Here is a 16,392-nt window from a genome sequence, read left to right on the forward strand (position 1 = left end):
TGGCCAATATGACCTACAACGCCTATAGTAATGCAAGGAGTTGCCAGGAAATGGAAATTCAAAAGTAAAACGCAAGAGAAACGGCAAAATTTTTAAACCTCTATCCACCAATAGGAATTTTTATAATGAGCACAGACGTACAAAGAGGTTCAAAATTATATAAAATGAGAGAAGAAGGATATTTTAAAGAAACAAGTAACAGAGAAAACCTAGAAGAACAAATAGAATTATTAAAAAAATCTAGATGTTCCGGGAAATGTCCTCTACTCATCAGGCCACATAGTAAATCTTGTAAAAGTAACATCTCACATGAGAAATAAGAAAAATGATAAAAAATTAGAAGATGCCCTAAAAAATCTAGATGAAAAAATCCTAGATTCAAAAATAAGGGTAGGGCTATTTAGACTGTATGGTCTAATAGCCTCAGAGCGTAGACAAAGTATGAATGTAGATAATAATTTATTTAAATAAAATTAAGCTACGTACCATCTCGACTAAGTGAGTGAAACGAACGCACGGAGAGATCTCATTAGATTTCTCGACTCACTACGTTCGCTCGAAATGGGAAAATTTTTAGTTTGTCAACAGACTGGGACTATTTAGACTGTATGGTCTAATAGCCTTATTTTTTTCATATCTTTTTCTTCAAATAATCCCAAATCATAGTGGTTGGTTATTATTATTTTTTTGCCATTTTTGTTTAAATCTTTGATTAGATTCGCTATGTATTTTGCTTTTTCTTTGTCAAGTTCATTAAAAGGTTCATCTAATAAGTATAATTTTTTATCAGTAAATAGAAGTAAAATCAAATATAAAAATTTAAATTCTCCACCTGATAGGTGGTAGAGGGTTTTATCGAAATTTTCATTAATAAAATTATTTATGTAAGAATTTTTTCTTATTTTTTCTAGAAGATTTTCATTATTTATTTGGTCAAAAAATTCCACAAAATCTTTCACCTTTATTCTTTCATAAAAAGAAAAATGTTGGCTTAGATAGATTATATCTTTTTTGTCTATATGAGGTTCTATCCTAACCTTATTATCAAAATAAAGGCCATCTAAAAAAAGAGTCTTTCCTGAACCGTTTTTGTCACAAATATAATTTATTTTATCTGAAAAATCTATCCTATTTATTTTGAAAATCAAAGTTTCTATATTAAAAACACTAAACATCATCTACGCTCCTTTGAAAATGGACTGAAATTTTTTATTGAATATAGAGATAAAGCACTAGTTAAGACAGATATTAAAATATAAGTTCCTATATAGGAAAAATTTTTATCTATTAGGGCATTTATCAATAAAAATATTTGATAAAAAGGATTTATAAGATTGATTTTTGAAGGAGAATTTAAAAGAAAAACTCCGACAAATACGCAAATATCAGTTATAGTTGATATAGAATTTACGTGGACATCTTTTAAAAGAGTTAGGTTATAAGATAAAAATCCTATATTTATCAAAATGAAAACTAATACCATATCGTAGGAAAAAAGTTTTAAAAAACTTATTTTAAGAGCAAAGCTTGCACCAATACAAAATATTAGGCTGCAAAGACTTGCATAAATAATTTGTGATATGAGAAGAGCCCCAAAATATTTTGTTTTTTGATAATTTAAACCGAAAATAAATTTACACATACCACTTTCTCTTTGTCTTAGGGCCCTTAATCCCACCCCATAAATATAGGAAGTTACTATTATATAGGCACAATAGATTAAAGCTTCATTGATATCAATTTTTTTGTGAGAATTAATAAGCAAAAAAACTAGGGGAAGAATTATTGACCAAAATATAGAAATTTTGTCTTTGAAAATTATTTTGAAGTTGAATTTTATTAGCGATTTTAACATAATATTTTCCTTATAATTATTTTTGAATAAGCAGAAACACTTTCTCGTATTATAACATAAATATATTAGAGGAAAAAAATTTGAAATAAAATTTAAAAATAAAATTTTTAAAATATAAATCCTTGTAATTGATAATAAATCTTGAAAAAAAACATATTTTATGCTAAAATAAAAGCAGTATTTAGGAGGGAGTGAGTTTTGCACTCCCTTTCCTTTTCGTTATTTTTATAAATTTACGAAAAAATTGAAAAAATATGATTTTATAAATTAGTCAAGATATTATATAATAAAAGTAATATTTTAAGGAGGACTTATGACAGAAACAAGAGTTAGATTTGCACCATCACCAACAGGTTACCTCCACATCGGTGGACTTAGAACAGCACTTTTTAATTACCTTTATGCAAGACATACTGGTGGAAAAATGCTTTTAAGAATTGAAGATACAGACAGAACCAGATTTGTTGAAGGAGCCTTGGAAAATTTATTAAAGACTTTAAAATGGTCAGGAATTGAAATTGACGAAGGCGTTATGCTTGATGAAAATGGTCAAGTTACTGAAAAAGGAAATTGTGGTCCTTATATCCAATCTGATAGGGTTAAGGCTGGAATTTATGATAAATATATTGAAAAATTAATCGAAGAAGGCAAGGCTTATTATTGCTTCTGCTCAAAGGAAAGACTAGATAATTTAAGAGCAAGACAAAAAGCTGATGGTCTTACACCAAAATATGATGGACTTTGCCGTTCACTAACATTAGAAGAGGCAAAAGAAAAAATTGCCAATGGTGAAAAATATACTGTAAGATTAAAACTTCCAAAAGATACAGATATTTCTTTTGAAGATAGGATTAAGGGAAAAATTACCTTTAATACAAATGATATGGATGACCAAGTTTTAATAAAAGAAGACGGATATCCAACCTATCATTTTGCAGTTATTGTTGACGATCACGAAATGGGAATCACCCATGTTGTAAGAGGGGATGAATGGATTTCATCAACTCCAAAACACGTATTTTTATACCAAGCTTTTGGATGGGAGGCTCCAGAATATATCCACCTTCCTACAGTTTTAAATAAAGATCACAAAAAATATTCTAAGAGAAATGGAGATGGAATGGTTGAAGATTTCATCGAAAGAGGATATTTACCAGAAGGATTAATAAATTATTTGGCTCTTTTGGGATGGTCACCTGATAGTGAAGAAGAAATTTTTACAATGGAAGAACTTGCTGACCAATTTACTTTTGATAGGGTAAATAAAACTGGAGCAGTTTTTGATGTAAGAAAACTAGATTGGGTTAACGGTCATTATGTAAGAGAAATGAGCGTTGAAGATTTGGCAGCTGCTATAAAACCATATTGTATTGAAGCAGGATTTTTCGGGGAAGATTATCCAGAAGAAAAATTAAATCTTCTTGCAGCTACTTGGCAATCAGCAATTGATAAATTTTCTGATATAAAAGATGAAGCTTATGTTTATTATGTAGATGATAAAGATATGAAATGGACTGATGAAGCAGTTGAAGCTATAAAGACTGATGAGGCTAAAACTTTATTTGATGCCTTTATCGGAAAGCTTGAAGAAGTTGATGAAGTTGAGCTTGATTTTGCAAAAACCATAATGAAATCTATCCAAAAAGAAACAGGAATAAAAGGAAAGAATTTATGGTTCCCAGTTAGGGCAGGACTTACAGGAAATGTTCACGGACCAGAACTTGTAAATGCCTTTGTAATTATGGGCAAGGAAAAAATGATCGAAAGATTAAATTACGTTAAGGAAAATTTTTAAGATGAAAATATATAATACATTCACAAGAAAAAAAGAAGATTTCAAAACAATCGATGAAAATAAGGTAAGAATGTATGTATGCGGCCCTACAGTTTATGATTATATGCACATAGGAAATGCTCGTCCTTTGGTAATTTTTGATACAATGAGAAGATATTTAAGATATCTTGGAAATGATGTAAAATACGTTGTTAATTTTACAGATGTTGACGATAAGATTATAAACAAGGCCATAAAAGAAAATATATCAACTAAGGAAGTTACAGATAAGTATATAAAAGCTTATATGGAAGATGCAAAAGATTTAAATCTTGACGAAGAGCACACCATTCACCCAAAAGCTACAGAAACTATGGATGATATTATAGATTTTGTAAAAGAATTGGTAGATAAGGATTGTGCATACGAATCTGATGGAGATGTTTATTTTGATATTTCAAAAGCAAAAGATTATGGCCATCTTTCAGGAAAAAATATTGAAGATTTAAGAGAAGGCGCATCAAACAGATTAGATGATAAGGATAAGGGCAAAAAAAGAAATCCTATGGATTTTACCCTTTGGAAAAAACAAAAAAGAAGGAGAAATCTCTTGGGATTCTCCTTGGGGCAAGGGTAGACCGGGCTGGCATATAGAATGTTCAACCATGAGCAAAAAATTATTGGGAGAGACAATCGACCTTCATGCTGGTGGAGAAGATTTACAATTTCCTCACCACGAAAATGAAATTGCCCAATCAGAAACAAGGTCAGGCAAAAAATTTGCAAATTATTGGATGCACAACGGCATGATCCAAGTTGATGGAACCAAAATGAGTAAGTCTTTGGGAAATTTCTTTACCCTACACGATATCAAAAAAGAATACGACCTTATGGTTGTAAGATTTTGGCTATTATCTGCAGGTTATAGACTTCCAATAAATTTCACAAGAGAAATAATAGAGCAAGCCAAAAATTCCCTAGAAAGATTAAACAATGCCAAATTTAGGATGGATGATCTTTTAGAAAAGGCAAGTGGAAATTTAAAAGATGAAGAAAAAGACTTGGTAAAAGAGCTTGATAATTTTGAAAATAATTTTAGAAAAGTAATGGATGATGATTTAAACACAGCAGATGCCCTTACAGTCTTATTTGAAATTTCAAAATTTGCTAACACCAAACTAGATTCAAATTCTTCAAAAGAATTTGTAGAAAAAACAAGAGCTTTATTTATAAAACTTGAAGATGTACTTGGTATAGAAAATAGGAAAAAAACAGACGATTCCCTTGATGAAGATTTGATAAATAAACTAATTGATGAGAGAAAAGAAGCTAAAAAGGCAAAAGATTTTGCAAAGGCTGATGAGATTCGTGACAAACTTTCTGACATGGGAATTATAATCAAAGATACAAGAGAAGGAACCAAGTGGGAGCTTAAATAATGGCAAGCATATATGGAAGAAAATCTGTACTTGAAACCATTGATGCAGGGGAAAATATAAAAAAAGCCCACATCCTTGATAACAAGGGTAAAAATCACAAGTTAATTGATAAGATTATAAATAAATTAGAAGATAAAAATGTGCCAATATTTTTTGAAGACAAGGATTATTTTTCAAAAATTTCTGGCAACCACCAAGGTGTTGAAATCGAAGTAGAAGATTACAAATACAAGGACTTGGATGATTTAAAAGATAAAAAAAGACTAATGATTTTAGATCAAATAGAAGATCCCCACAATCTTGGTGCAATAATTAGAAGTGCAGAGGCCTTTGGATTTGATGGAATAGTTATTTCAGAAAGAAGATCTGCTAAAGTAAATTCAACAGTATATAAGACAAGTGCCGGAGCAATCAACAACATAGACATAGCCATGGTTAAAAATATAAATAGGGCCATAAAAGAAATAAAAGAAGAAAATTTTTGGGTTTATGGACTAGCTGGAGAAGCTGATGGCGATATTACCCAAACAGATCTTACAGGAAAAATCGCCCTAGTTGTTGGTAATGAAGGAAAGGGACTTTCAAGACTTGTAAGAGAAAATTGCGATGGACTAATAAAAATACCCATGCTTGGCAAAATAAATTCATTAAACGCATCGGTAGCAAGTGCAATCGCAATCTATGAAAGTCTAAGACAAAATGGCTTTAACTAAAAAAAATATAACCTATGTTGATGGCTATAACATAATAAACTCTTGGCCTGACTTAAATCATATAAAAGAAAATTCCCTAGAGCTTGCTCGTGAAAAATTAATAGACGAGATGGCAGAATATGCCTCTCTTTCAAATGAAAAAGTTGTAGTAGTTTTCGATGCCTATAATTCTGATGGTGAAAAAGAAAATATATTTGAAAAATTAGGAGTAGAGATTGTCTATACCAAAAAATTTCAAACGGCTGACACCTACATCGAAAAAATGACCAATCAATATGCACGTCGCCACAATGTAAAAGTTGTAACCGACGATGGGCAAGTCCAATCACTTGCCTTTGAAAGAGGAGCAAGTAGGATTACTGCCCTTGAGCTTAGGAATGATCTTTTAAATAAAAGGGTAAAAATAAAAAGAAGTCAAAAAAAAGACTTTTCAAATAATTTCAAGCAATTTCCCTTATCAGATCACATAATAAAAAAACTTGATGATATAAAAAAGACTTGGAAAAATAAATGGTAAAGGTAGATAAATTCAATTTATAAAAATTCAAATCATTTTTATAAGAACTTGGCTGCTTAGCAGACCAAATTTATGGTGGTTATATGGATAAAATAAATTTTAATGATGAAGAAATCTTTGAAAAATTTAAGGATTTCTTTGACGAAGAAGATATTGATCAAAAAGAGGCAGAAAAATTATATAAAAGCCTAACAGAAGACGAAAAAGAAGAATTTGACCAATACTTAGAAGACGAACAATTAGAAGATGACGAAGAAGAAAATATACACAAAATAAAAAACTCCCTAGTGGCAAAAAAAAGAAGTGATATAATAAGGCTTTCCGACTTAACAAACGAGCAAATTGTAGAACAATTTCAAGAAGGAAACCAAAATGCCCTTGGAGCCTTGGTAGATAAAAACCAAGGGCTTGTAAGAAGTAGGGCTTCATACTTTTATCGCTCACACGGAAATGACCTTGAACTTGAAGATTTGGTCCAATCAGGCATGCTTGGAATGATTAGAGCTGCTGAAAAATTTGATTTGACCTTAGGATACAAATTTACAACCTACGCCTACAAGTGGATTGATAAGGCTATAAGAAAAGCAATCAACAAAGAAGGTCACACAATAAGAATACCAGCTGGGAAATATTTAAAATTAAACAAACTAAAACAAATATTAAAGGCAAATCCAGAAGCAAGCGAAGAAGAATTATATAAGATTTTAAAACAAGAAGGAATCGACAAAAAACAAGCTGATGATTTATTCCTAATAAATAGAAATCAAGTAAATTCTACAAGTCTAAATATAAATCTAGACTCAGAAGACTCAACAGGTGATGAGCTAATGGATATGGTAGGAGATGATTCAATCCCAGTAGACGATCAAATCCTAAAAAAAGATATGGAAGATTTCCTAATGAAAGCCCTAGACCAACTGTCAGATAGAGAAAAACAAATAATAATCTACAGGTATGGTCTAGACAACGAAAAACCAAAAACCCTAGAAGAAATAGGAACAATCTATTCCCTATCAAGAGAAAGAATCAGACAAATAGAAAACCAAGCCCTAGGAAAACTAAAACAATACAGTGATCAAGATTAGATAAATAGCTTAAAAACGCCCCTGTGTGGGCGTTTTTAATATTTATCCCGCGAACGAAACCGAAGATGAAAAATTCTGCAAAATAAATCTTTATGCTAGTTTATTAAAAAATGAGTGATAAGTTAGCGTTAATTAGCTTAAAAACGTGCCAGTGGCACGTTTTTAATATTTATCCCTCGGACTAAAACAGAGAATTACAAAAAGCAAAATAAAATACTATGCTAAATTATTAGAAAAAGAGTGATAAATTAGAGTGTAAATTAGCTTAAAATCGTGCCAGTGGCACGATTCAGAATGTAGACAAAGTGTGAATGTGGATAATAATTTATTAAAAAATAAAAATTAAGCTATATACCATCTCGACTAAGTGAGTGAAACGAACGCACGGAGAGATCTCATGAGATTTCTCCGCTCGTTACACTCGGTCGAAATGGTCAAATTTTTAGTTTGTAAGCAGCCTGAATCGTGCCATAGGCACGATTTTTAAATTCATAAATAAAAAAATCTCAAAAATCAAAAGTTTAATCAAGCCCATATCGGGTAAGCTCTTAATAAGAATGTTTCTACAAAAAATGAAAGGAGATTGTTCATGAAAAATCCTTTAAATAAAACTTTATCAGTAATGGGTTTGGTTTTTATTATAACTTTAATTTTAAATCTAATCTTAGATATTGAATTTTATAATACAAATGCAAGTATAAGTTACCTTGCTTTTGCCCTTGTATATTTTTGTATAAAAAAATTTACAGGAAAAAATAGAGATTAATATATGATAGATTTAATTTTAATTATCTTAACTATCTTTGTAGTCTTATTTGCAGTCTATCAGGCTGATAAAAATAAGAAAAAGAGCAATAAAAGCCTAGAATATAAAATCTCAAAATTTGTTGCAAATATCTTGAATTTTATAACATTTTTAGATTTTTCTGATGTAAATAATTTGATAGGTGATATAGAAAATGACGAGTAAAAAAGGGCTATGCATATTTTGCATAGTCCTTTTTTAAACTCTATAGTATTATTTAATTTTTCTTTTTATAAAATGTAGGGCTGAGGATAGTCCTAAAATACTGAAGACTTCTATTAAATTATTTTCTACTCCCATTTTTGGATTAGAATTTGTTAATGTTTTTGTATTTTTATTTTCTATAGTTTTTTCAAGTCTTTTAACTTTAGGTGCTTGAGATCTAGTTATATTTATTTTCTTATCTTCAGGTTTTTTAACTTTAGGTGCTTGAGCTCCAGGTATATTTCTTTTCTTACCTTCAGGCCTTTTACTTCCAGGAGTATTTCCTTTATTATTTTCAGGTCTTTTGCCTTTAGGTGCTTGAGCTCCAGGTATATTTCTTTTCCTATCTTCAGGTTTTTTGCCTTCAGGCCTTTTACTTTCAGGAGTATTTCCTTTGTTATCTTCAGGTTTTTTACTCTCAGGATTTTTAGATTCAGGCTTAGAATCTTTGTCTTTTCCAGGATTTTCATTTTCAGGTTTTTGCGTCTCTGGATTTTTATTTTTATCTGGATTCTTAGGTAATTTTGATAAGTCAAATTCAGGTTTTACATTTACTAATGGCTTACCCTTTGAGGATTGGAAGTTTTTGTCTTTTGATGGTTTTGTTTCGGGTTTTTCTTTAGCTTGATTTGGTTTTTCTTTACTTTGATTTGGTTTTTCTTTACTTTGATCTGGTTTGCTTTGACCTTTGTCTTCTTTTTCCAAAGCTTGCAAAGACTTTTTACTTTTATCTATATTTAATTTTAATTCCTCGATTTCCTTTTCTAAGGCTAGTATTTTTTCTTTAAATCGTCAATTTTTTCTTGGATAAGATTTTTATTTTTTCTATCTGTTCTTTATTTTTCCTTAGATTTTCGATATTTTCTTTTGCTTTTTCTATTTCCTTATCAAGATCTTTAATTATAGCATTTTTATTTTGGATTGATGTATCCAATTGTTTTATCTTTTCTTTATTTTCAGCGATTTTTTCTTCTATTTCTTGTTTTTGGGCTTTTAATTCTTTTAATTTTAAATCTTTATTTTCTAATAAGTCCAAGTCACCTTGTTTTTCTTTTATTGATTTTTTGATTTGGCTTAATTCATTGCTTGTTTTTTCAACTTCTTCTCTTTGATTAGCTATTTCTTTTTCCTTATTATCAAGGTCTGTTTTTTCAGAATCTAGATTTTTCTCAAGCTGTGGCAGGGAGTTTCTTATATTATTAATTTCTTTTTCAGTGCTATTGATTTCTTTTTCTAGTGCTTCTTGTTTTTCTATTAAGTTAGTAATATCTTCTACTTTGTTTTCTGCTATAGTTTTATTTGCAAACTCTTCTTGTTGGTCTAAGATTTCGAAAGCTGATTTTGCCCCCTTAATTCTATTAGATAAATCTTTAATTTCTTTATTTAAATCAGCAATTTTTCTTATATCATTTTCATTTTCTCTTTTTTCTTCTTCTATTTGTTCTAACTCACTTTGAATTTGGCCCGCTTGTTTTTGTTTTTCAGCTAAGGATTTTCTTGCTCCATTTATATTTTTATCTAAGTTTAGATTTTCATTAGTTAAATTTGAAGATATATTTGTTTGTTCTTGTCTATTTTGCTTAAGTGTATTAACTTCAGCATTTAAGCTACTTAGTTGAGATTCTACCTCTTTAATATCTTTTTCAATTTGTGCAATTATTGCGTCAAAATCAGGATAGTTTTTATCCATATTTTGTGAAGCTTTATCTTTTGAAGCTTCTTCAAAATTTTTCTTAGCCTCTTTAGCTCTTTCTAAGGCAAATTGCTTATTTTGAAGGCCTGCTTCTTTTTCCTCAACTTGTTTGCTTTTTTCTTCAAGAAGATTATTTATCCTGTCAATTTCACTTTTAGCCTTTAGAATTTTTTCTTCATTATCCTTAATTTTTTGAGTGCTATTTTTTATAGTATTATCAAAAGGAGCCATTTCTTTCTCTAAACTATTAAATTCATCCTCTTTTGATTTTATATAATCATCAGAGTATTTATGGTAGTTAGGATATTTTTTAAGAAGGTCATTTAGTTCTGAGCTTTTTTGATTATATTGTTCTTGGTTGGATTTATTTAATTTATTAAAATTATCCCTTTGTTTTCTTATTGATTCCAAATGTTTTTTAGCTTTTGATATTTTCTCTTGAGGGATTTTATTTTTTTCCTTGATTTTCTCAACTTGTTCATCCAAATATTTCTTTTCATCTCTTATTTTCTCAAGATTTTTAGGATAAATTTCCAAATCTTTCCTTAATTTATCAATATAAGCCTTATCCCTAACATAGCCTTGCTTTTTCTTAGCGTAAGCTTGTTCATTAGATTTTAAACTTTCTTCAAGTCCCCTTTTTTCTTTATTCAAATTTTCGAGCTTTTCTTTTTTACTAGAAATTTCTTTTTCTATCTCTAATTTCTTATCACTAACAATATTTTCTTTTGCTTTCTTAATTTCTTCGTCTTTATTTTTTAAATCTTCTTCTAGTTTTTTATTTTTATCTGCAATATTATTCTTATCTTGCCTATGGGTATCAATTTTTTTTTCTTCGGAAGTCTTTTTTTCATCAAGCTCTTTAAGCCTATTATTTTCTTTTTCTATTTCTTGGTCATGGTTTGATTTGATGTTAGAAAGCTCATTCTCATTATTATTTTTCTCTTTAATCAAGTTATTTTTTTCCTTGATTTTTCCTTCCAATTCACTTTCTTTTTTTGCTATGTCTTCTTTAATAGTATCTTGTTTGCTCTTTAAATTCTCATTATTATTTAAGGAAGTATCTAGTCCAGATACTTCATCAGCCTTAACCTTGTCAGTGTTAGAAAATAAAACACTAGACGACAGGGCAAGGACTAAAGCAAATTTAAAAATATTATTGTTCTTTTTCATAGTTTATACCTCATGTTTAATATTGTATTATATATGTTTCATATATGTTGAAATAATTCTACCAAAATAAAACTAAAAAGTCAATAAAAAATTTTAATTTAATTGCACACTCAAATTTATCAAAATTATTTTATAAAAATCAGTAAATATGTGGGTTTTATGGAAGTGGATTTTATACAAAATATGTAGAAATTTTAAAAAATCTAATATGGATTTTATTTTTAAAAATATATCTAAAATATTTAGCTTATTTATCTATAAAATATTAATTTCAACTTAGATAATAAAATAATAAATAAAAAATAGACTGTTTGCATAAAGCTACAGTCTATTTTAACTTTGGAAAATATTTATAATAAATTTTATTTAGAAAAATCCAACTTCATATCTCCATCTTTTATCCAGCCTATTTTTCTTACAAAATAATAAATTATCAAAGAAACTATGGCTGGAAGGATTATGTGCATTAAAATTACTACAGATAATAATTTGAAAAATCCTACCTGGTTCATTGCTGTGAAGGTTGAGATTTGTCCTACCAAACCGCATGTTCCCATGCCTGCTCCTATTGGGGAATTTTCTAGTTTAAAAATTATTGTTGAAACTGGTCCAAGGATTGCTGATGCAAGAGTTGGTGGGATTAATATTTTTGGATTTCTCATTATGTTTGGCATTTGTAACATGCTTGTTCCAAGTCCTTGGGCAATTAAGCCTTGGGTTTTGTTTTCTTTAAATGAAATTACTGCAAAGCCAATCATTTGGCAACAGCAACCAATTGTTGCAGCTCCTGCGGCAAGGCCTGAAAGGCTTATGGTCATACAAAGAGCAGCTGATGAAATTGGAAGTGTTAAAACTATTCCAACTATTACTGATACAATTATTCCCATTATAAAAGGTTTTTGTTTAGTTGCATCCATTATTATAATTCCGATTTTTGTCATGAGTGTTTGGATAAAAGGTCCAACTAAATTTGCAATCATTACTCCAACTAAAACTGTAACAATTGGGGTCAAAACTATATCGATTTTTGTTTCTTTTGAAATCATTTTAGCAATTTCTACACAAAAAAGTGTTGCTATAAAAACTCCCATGGGTCCACCCAATTTGTTTGCGGCAAGCCCTACTATTGTTGATGAAAATAAAATTAATCTGTCAGCATTTAAGGCGTAGGCAATTGAAACTGCTATTGCAGGGCCGGTTGCTTCTTGGGCAAGGGGCCAGACAGTTTTAGATAAAAAGTCAATTCCAAAAGAGTTTCCAATTGTATTTAAGATTGTCCCTACCAAAAGTGTTGCGAAAAGCCCAAAGGCCATTGATCCTAAGGCATCAATAAAATAAACTTTTGCCGATAAGCTTATTCCTTTTCTTTTTAAAAAATTTTTCATTTTTCCCTCCTAAAATTCTTTAAATATAATTTTATATTATAAATAAAAATTTGTAAATATTCGCAAAATTTGTTTATTTTTTTATAAATATTTAGATAATTTGTATTTTATCAAACTATTATACAGGCGAACCATATTAAAATAATCGAAAAAATTAAGGATATAGTTTTTTTATTAAAAGAAAAAAATAGGGTATAAATATTAAGGAATAAAAATTTCATTATTATGTCTTTTTTATTGCTAGCAATAAGTTTTTATATAAGCTTTTTGTATTTTAAAGAAAGGATGATATTATGATAAATTATTTTAAAGAAGCAGAAGAATTAAAAGATGAATTAGTTAAAAATCGTAGACATATACATGAAAATCCAGAATTAGGATTAGTCTTACCTCAAACTAAGGAATTTGTAATAAAAAATTTAAAAGAAATCGGGGCTGAAATAAAGGAAATTGGAGAAAGTGGAGTTCAAGCTACTATCAAAGGAGAAAAGGGTCCTGGTAAGAGAATTTTAATAAGGGCTGATATGGATGCTCTCCCAATGGATGAGGAAAGTGGTCTAGATTTTTCATCAAAAAATAAGGGAGTAGCCCACACTTGTGGACACGACCTTCACACATCAATTGGTCTTATTAGTGCAAAATTATTAGCAAAGCATAAAAAAGATTTTAAGGGCGAGGTAAGATTTATGTTCCAACCTGCTGAAGAAATTTTTAAAGGATCAAAGATGATGATTGAAGAAGGTGTACTTGATGGGGTTGATGTTGCACTTGCCCTTCACACAAACCTAACTCATGAGGCTGGATCAGTTTCTTATTATGAAGGATATATGGCAACAAGTTGTGATAATTTTAAAGTTACAATCAAGGGTCAAGGAGGACATGGTGGTTATCCTCACACAACCAAAGATCCAATTAATGCAGGAGTTATGATTTACCAACAATTTAATCAACTTATAAGTCGTGATGCAAATCCTTCTAAGCACACAACTTTAACTTTTGGACAATTTTCTTCAGGTTCAAATTCAAATATTATTCCTGATACAGCAATTTTACAAGGAACTATGAGAACTTATGACCCAGAAATCAGGGAAAAATTATTAAAAAGAATTGATGAAATTGTAGAAGGAGTTTCAAAGGCAAGTGAATGTGAAGTTAATTTGGGATATTTTGCCTCAGTTCCTTCACTTTATTCAGATCCATCTCTTACAAAAGAGCTTGTTGAATATGTAGAAAAATCATCTGATATTGAAATGATTTCTGGTGAAAGGCTAATGGCAAGTGAGGATATGGCCTTTGTTTCAAGAAAAGTTCCTACAGTTTATTTCCTACTAAATTCAAAAGTTCCAGGAAATAATTATTCTCACCACAATCCAAAGGTTGATTTTTCAGAAGATGCAATGCCAATAGGTGTAGGCTTATTTTTGACCTGTGCTATTAATTGGTTAAATAATAATTAATTTTTATAGGCTAAGTTTATTAGCCTATTTTTTATTTCTCTAAGGTACAGAATTTATCTTATAAATTTAAGCTATGAGATCTATCGACTACTAAAACTCAATCGCTTTGCAGCTTTTTCGTGTTTTCCAATAGTTTTAGGGATAAATATGGCAAATCAAGGCATATTTATCTGCTCGAGATGGGTAGTTTTTAGATTTGATTTATTGCTAAAGGAGGTTTTGATTTATTTGTAATTAGAATAATTTATTTAATTATAGGCGATATTTAAGAAAGAGATCTCTCGACAGGCTCGAGATGGGTAATTATTGGCTTTAATTTTATACTGAAGAAGTTTTTAGAATTTTTTTAAATTATAATTTTATTTATTATTCTATTTTAGATTAAATAATAAGTAAGAATGAATCAAATACATCAAACTTTAGCTTAAAATCTTTTCTATTATTTCTCATCTCGAGCGAATGTAATGAGTCGAGAGATCTCTTTTTTTGTTTTATTTTTTTATTTTATTTTTAAGTTATTCAAAAAAATTTTGAAATTTTACTCCTTATTTAATCAATTAGATATCTCGATTATGCTCGAGATGGGTGATTTTGGGATTGGGTTTAGTGCTGAAGGATATTTTTATTTATTTTTAAATTTTTAATTTGTAAATTCTATTTCCAAATTCAATTATTGAGTTTAAAGATTTAAGAAAAGAGTCAAACAATTTAAACTTTAGCTTAAAGCTATATTTACACATTACCCATCTCGGCCGAGCGAAGTGAGCGGAGAGATCTCTTTTGTTTTATTTATTTTTTAATTTTTGATTTCTTTAGTAATTCAAATAATTTTTTTATTTCTTTAATTCTTAAATTTTATCAATAGAAAAATCCCTTTATATAAGTATAATTTTTATAAAAGGAAGTGAATTATGGAAAAGGAAAAACCATTTGTTTATATAGATACTAATTTTAGTTTGTCAGAAATTTTGATGTTAAAGCTTGCTTTTAATTCTAATGAGTTTGAAATTGTTGGGATTTCTTCTGTAAATTCTTTTATGGATGCAAAAAGTGCCGCTTTAAATATTTTGTCTATGACTTGTATGGAAGATTTGATTTTGCCAATTTGCCAGGGCTCATCTTTTAATTTAAAAAATCAAGAGATTTTGACTAGGGGAGAAAATTCTGTGATTTTTGATAAAGAAGATGACTACTTGTCAGAAGAAGATCCTGAAGATTTTCTTTATAATTTGGCAAAAGACTGCGGAAGGCTTGATATCATTGCAACAGGTCCCCTTACAAATATAGGAAAAGCTATAGAAAAATATGATGATTTTGTAGATTATATAGACCATATTTTTATTTTAGGATCAAATTTTTCATCAGGTGATATTACCAAGTCATCAGAATTTAATTTTTTTACAGATCCAAAGGCTGCAAATATTGTTTTGAAAGAAAAAATTGAAACTTTTATTTTACCAATTGACCTTTCAAATTCTTTGACCTTGCCTGACGAGATTTTGAAAGAAAATTCTTCTGACCCAGTTTTAAATAAGATAAAGGAAATTTATAAGATTTACCCAAAAAATGAAAGGGAATTGAAGGCTGCTATCTTGCTTTACATGGTAGTAAAACCTCAAGCCTTTATTTTTGAAGAAAAATCAATCAAGGTTAATGAAGATTTTGATAGGGGAGCTATTAGTGAAATTTCTTCTAAAAACAAAAAATATGTAGCAAATAGGCTAAATGACCAAACATTTTTTGACTTTTTATTTGATAGGCTTGGAGTATGAAATTTAAAAAACCAGGGCAAAGAATTTTCAAAACTTCCCTAGCAGTTTTTTTTGCCTTTACCTTATCTCATTTTAGGTCGGCTCATGCTCTTCCCTTTTATTCGGCTATTGCTGCAATAATTTGTACAAAAAATGATGTAAATGGATCTATTAATATTGGATTAAATAGAATTTTGGGTACTTTTATTGGTGGTTTTGTTGGCTTTTTATATCTTTTATTTGTAAAGAAAAATCTTACAAATGAGATAGAAGAATATTTTTTGCTTTCTGTGATTATGGCATTTTTGATTTGGCTAGTTTCATCATTTGAAAAGCCAAATGCTATTTCTATAATGTGTATAGTTTTGGCATCTGTATCAATTAACCATGCAGGAGAAGATTTTGGAGCCATTGATTTTGCAGTAAATAGAGTTTTGGATACCCTAGTTGGGGTTTTGGTTGCGATCTTAATTAATTCTATTGATTTTGAAATTTTAAAATTTATTAAATATGAAAAAGATAAGTCATAGTTTCTTATCTT

General features: G+C 29.3%; 15 protein-coding genes and 1 pseudogene. 11 read left to right on the forward strand and 5 right to left on the reverse strand.

What is annotated here, in order from left to right; genetic code table 11:
- Positions 1-309: 309 nt before the first annotated feature.
- Positions 310-471 (forward strand): hypothetical protein, encoded by a 162-nt coding sequence (locus ANHYDRO_RS10265; RefSeq protein ID WP_004812871.1) that lies wholly within the window; start codon positions 310-312, stop codon positions 469-471.
- Between the two features lie 128 nt (positions 472-599).
- Here ANHYDRO_RS10265 and ANHYDRO_RS01880 read toward each other — a convergent pair whose 3' ends face one another.
- Together ANHYDRO_RS01880 and ANHYDRO_RS01885 are read right to left on the reverse strand one after the other, a co-directional pair.
- Positions 600-1,178 (reverse strand): AAA family ATPase, encoded by a 579-nt coding sequence (locus tag ANHYDRO_RS01880; RefSeq protein ID WP_004812872.1) that lies wholly within the window; start codon positions 1,176-1,178, stop codon positions 600-602.
- Entirely contained in the window at positions 1,175-1,855 is a 681-nt protein-coding gene (locus ANHYDRO_RS01885; protein ID WP_004812873.1) for a hypothetical protein, read from the reverse strand. The genes ANHYDRO_RS01880 and ANHYDRO_RS01885 overlap by 4 nt, the downstream gene beginning before the upstream one ends.
- 313 nt (positions 1,856-2,168) lie before the next feature.
- On the opposite strand from ANHYDRO_RS01885, the gene gltX reads away from it, so the two are divergent.
- The 7 genes and pseudogenes from gltX (at position 2,169) to ANHYDRO_RS01915 (ending at position 8,353) form a co-directional block, all read left to right on the forward strand.
- Positions 2,169-3,650 carry a glutamate--tRNA ligase gene (gene gltX / locus ANHYDRO_RS01890; RefSeq protein ID WP_004812874.1) on the forward strand — a complete coding sequence of 494 codons (1,482 nt, stop codon included), beginning with the start codon at positions 2,169-2,171 and terminating at the stop codon, positions 3,648-3,650.
- Position 3,651: 1 nt separating this feature from the next.
- Positions 3,652-5,068 (forward strand): annotated as a pseudogene (cysS, locus tag ANHYDRO_RS01895) (cysteine--tRNA ligase).
- Positions 5,068-5,781 (forward strand): 23S rRNA (guanosine(2251)-2'-O)-methyltransferase RlmB, encoded by a 714-nt coding sequence (gene rlmB, locus ANHYDRO_RS01900; protein ID WP_004812877.1) that lies wholly within the window; start codon positions 5,068-5,070, stop codon positions 5,779-5,781. Before cysS ends, rlmB begins: the two are co-directional and overlap by 1 nt.
- Positions 5,768-6,298 (forward strand): NYN domain-containing protein, encoded by a 531-nt coding sequence (locus ANHYDRO_RS01905; protein ID WP_004812878.1) that lies wholly within the window; start codon positions 5,768-5,770, stop codon positions 6,296-6,298. The genes rlmB and ANHYDRO_RS01905 overlap by 14 nt, the downstream gene beginning before the upstream one ends.
- A gap of 83 nt (positions 6,299-6,381) precedes the next feature.
- Positions 6,382-7,383, forward strand: coding sequence for a sigma-70 family RNA polymerase sigma factor (locus ANHYDRO_RS01910; protein ID WP_004812879.1), 1,002 nt, complete (start codon positions 6,382-6,384; stop codon positions 7,381-7,383).
- Between the two features lie 589 nt (positions 7,384-7,972).
- The gene (locus ANHYDRO_RS10025) at positions 7,973-8,149 is read left to right on the forward strand and encodes a hypothetical protein (protein ID WP_004812880.1); all 177 of its coding nucleotides are present in this window, start codon (positions 7,973-7,975) and stop codon (positions 8,147-8,149) included.
- Between the two features lie 3 nt (positions 8,150-8,152).
- Positions 8,153-8,353, forward strand: a complete 201-nt coding sequence (locus ANHYDRO_RS01915; protein ID WP_004812881.1) for a hypothetical protein — start codon at positions 8,153-8,155, stop codon at positions 8,351-8,353.
- Positions 8,354-8,401: 48 nt separating this feature from the next.
- Here the strand turns inward: ANHYDRO_RS01915 and ANHYDRO_RS01920 are convergent, their stop codons facing one another.
- The 3 genes from ANHYDRO_RS01920 to ANHYDRO_RS01930 form a co-directional block, all read right to left on the reverse strand.
- Positions 8,402-9,097: a hypothetical protein gene (locus ANHYDRO_RS01920; protein ID WP_162010663.1), complete on the reverse strand. Its 696-nt coding sequence runs from the start codon at positions 9,095-9,097 to the stop codon at positions 8,402-8,404.
- A gap of 79 nt (positions 9,098-9,176) precedes the next feature.
- Positions 9,177-11,258 carry a hypothetical protein gene (locus tag ANHYDRO_RS01925; protein ID WP_004812883.1) on the reverse strand — a complete coding sequence of 694 codons (2,082 nt, stop codon included), beginning with the start codon at positions 11,256-11,258 and terminating at the stop codon, positions 9,177-9,179.
- A 362-nt stretch (positions 11,259-11,620) separates the two neighbouring features.
- Positions 11,621-12,643, reverse strand: coding sequence for a PTS sugar transporter subunit IIC (locus tag ANHYDRO_RS01930; protein ID WP_004812884.1), 1,023 nt, complete (start codon positions 12,641-12,643; stop codon positions 11,621-11,623).
- Positions 12,644-12,936: 293 nt separating this feature from the next.
- Between ANHYDRO_RS01930 and ANHYDRO_RS01935 the strand changes: the two genes are divergently transcribed.
- From ANHYDRO_RS01935 to ANHYDRO_RS01945, 3 genes are all read left to right on the forward strand, one after another.
- The gene (locus ANHYDRO_RS01935; RefSeq protein WP_004812885.1) at positions 12,937-14,100 is read left to right on the forward strand and encodes a M20 metallopeptidase family protein; all 1,164 of its coding nucleotides are present in this window, start codon (positions 12,937-12,939) and stop codon (positions 14,098-14,100) included.
- 911 nt (positions 14,101-15,011) lie between these two features.
- Positions 15,012-15,872, forward strand: coding sequence for a nucleoside hydrolase (locus tag ANHYDRO_RS01940; RefSeq protein WP_004812886.1), 861 nt, complete (start codon positions 15,012-15,014; stop codon positions 15,870-15,872).
- Positions 15,869-16,381, forward strand: coding sequence for an FUSC family protein (locus ANHYDRO_RS01945; protein ID WP_004812887.1), 513 nt, complete (start codon positions 15,869-15,871; stop codon positions 16,379-16,381). The genes ANHYDRO_RS01940 and ANHYDRO_RS01945 overlap by 4 nt, the downstream gene beginning before the upstream one ends.
- Positions 16,382-16,392: the final 11 nt, after the last annotated feature.

The sequence above is a fragment of the Anaerococcus hydrogenalis DSM 7454 genome, from assembly GCF_000173355.1.
GTDB lineage: Bacteria > Bacillota > Clostridia > Tissierellales > Peptoniphilaceae > Anaerococcus > Anaerococcus hydrogenalis.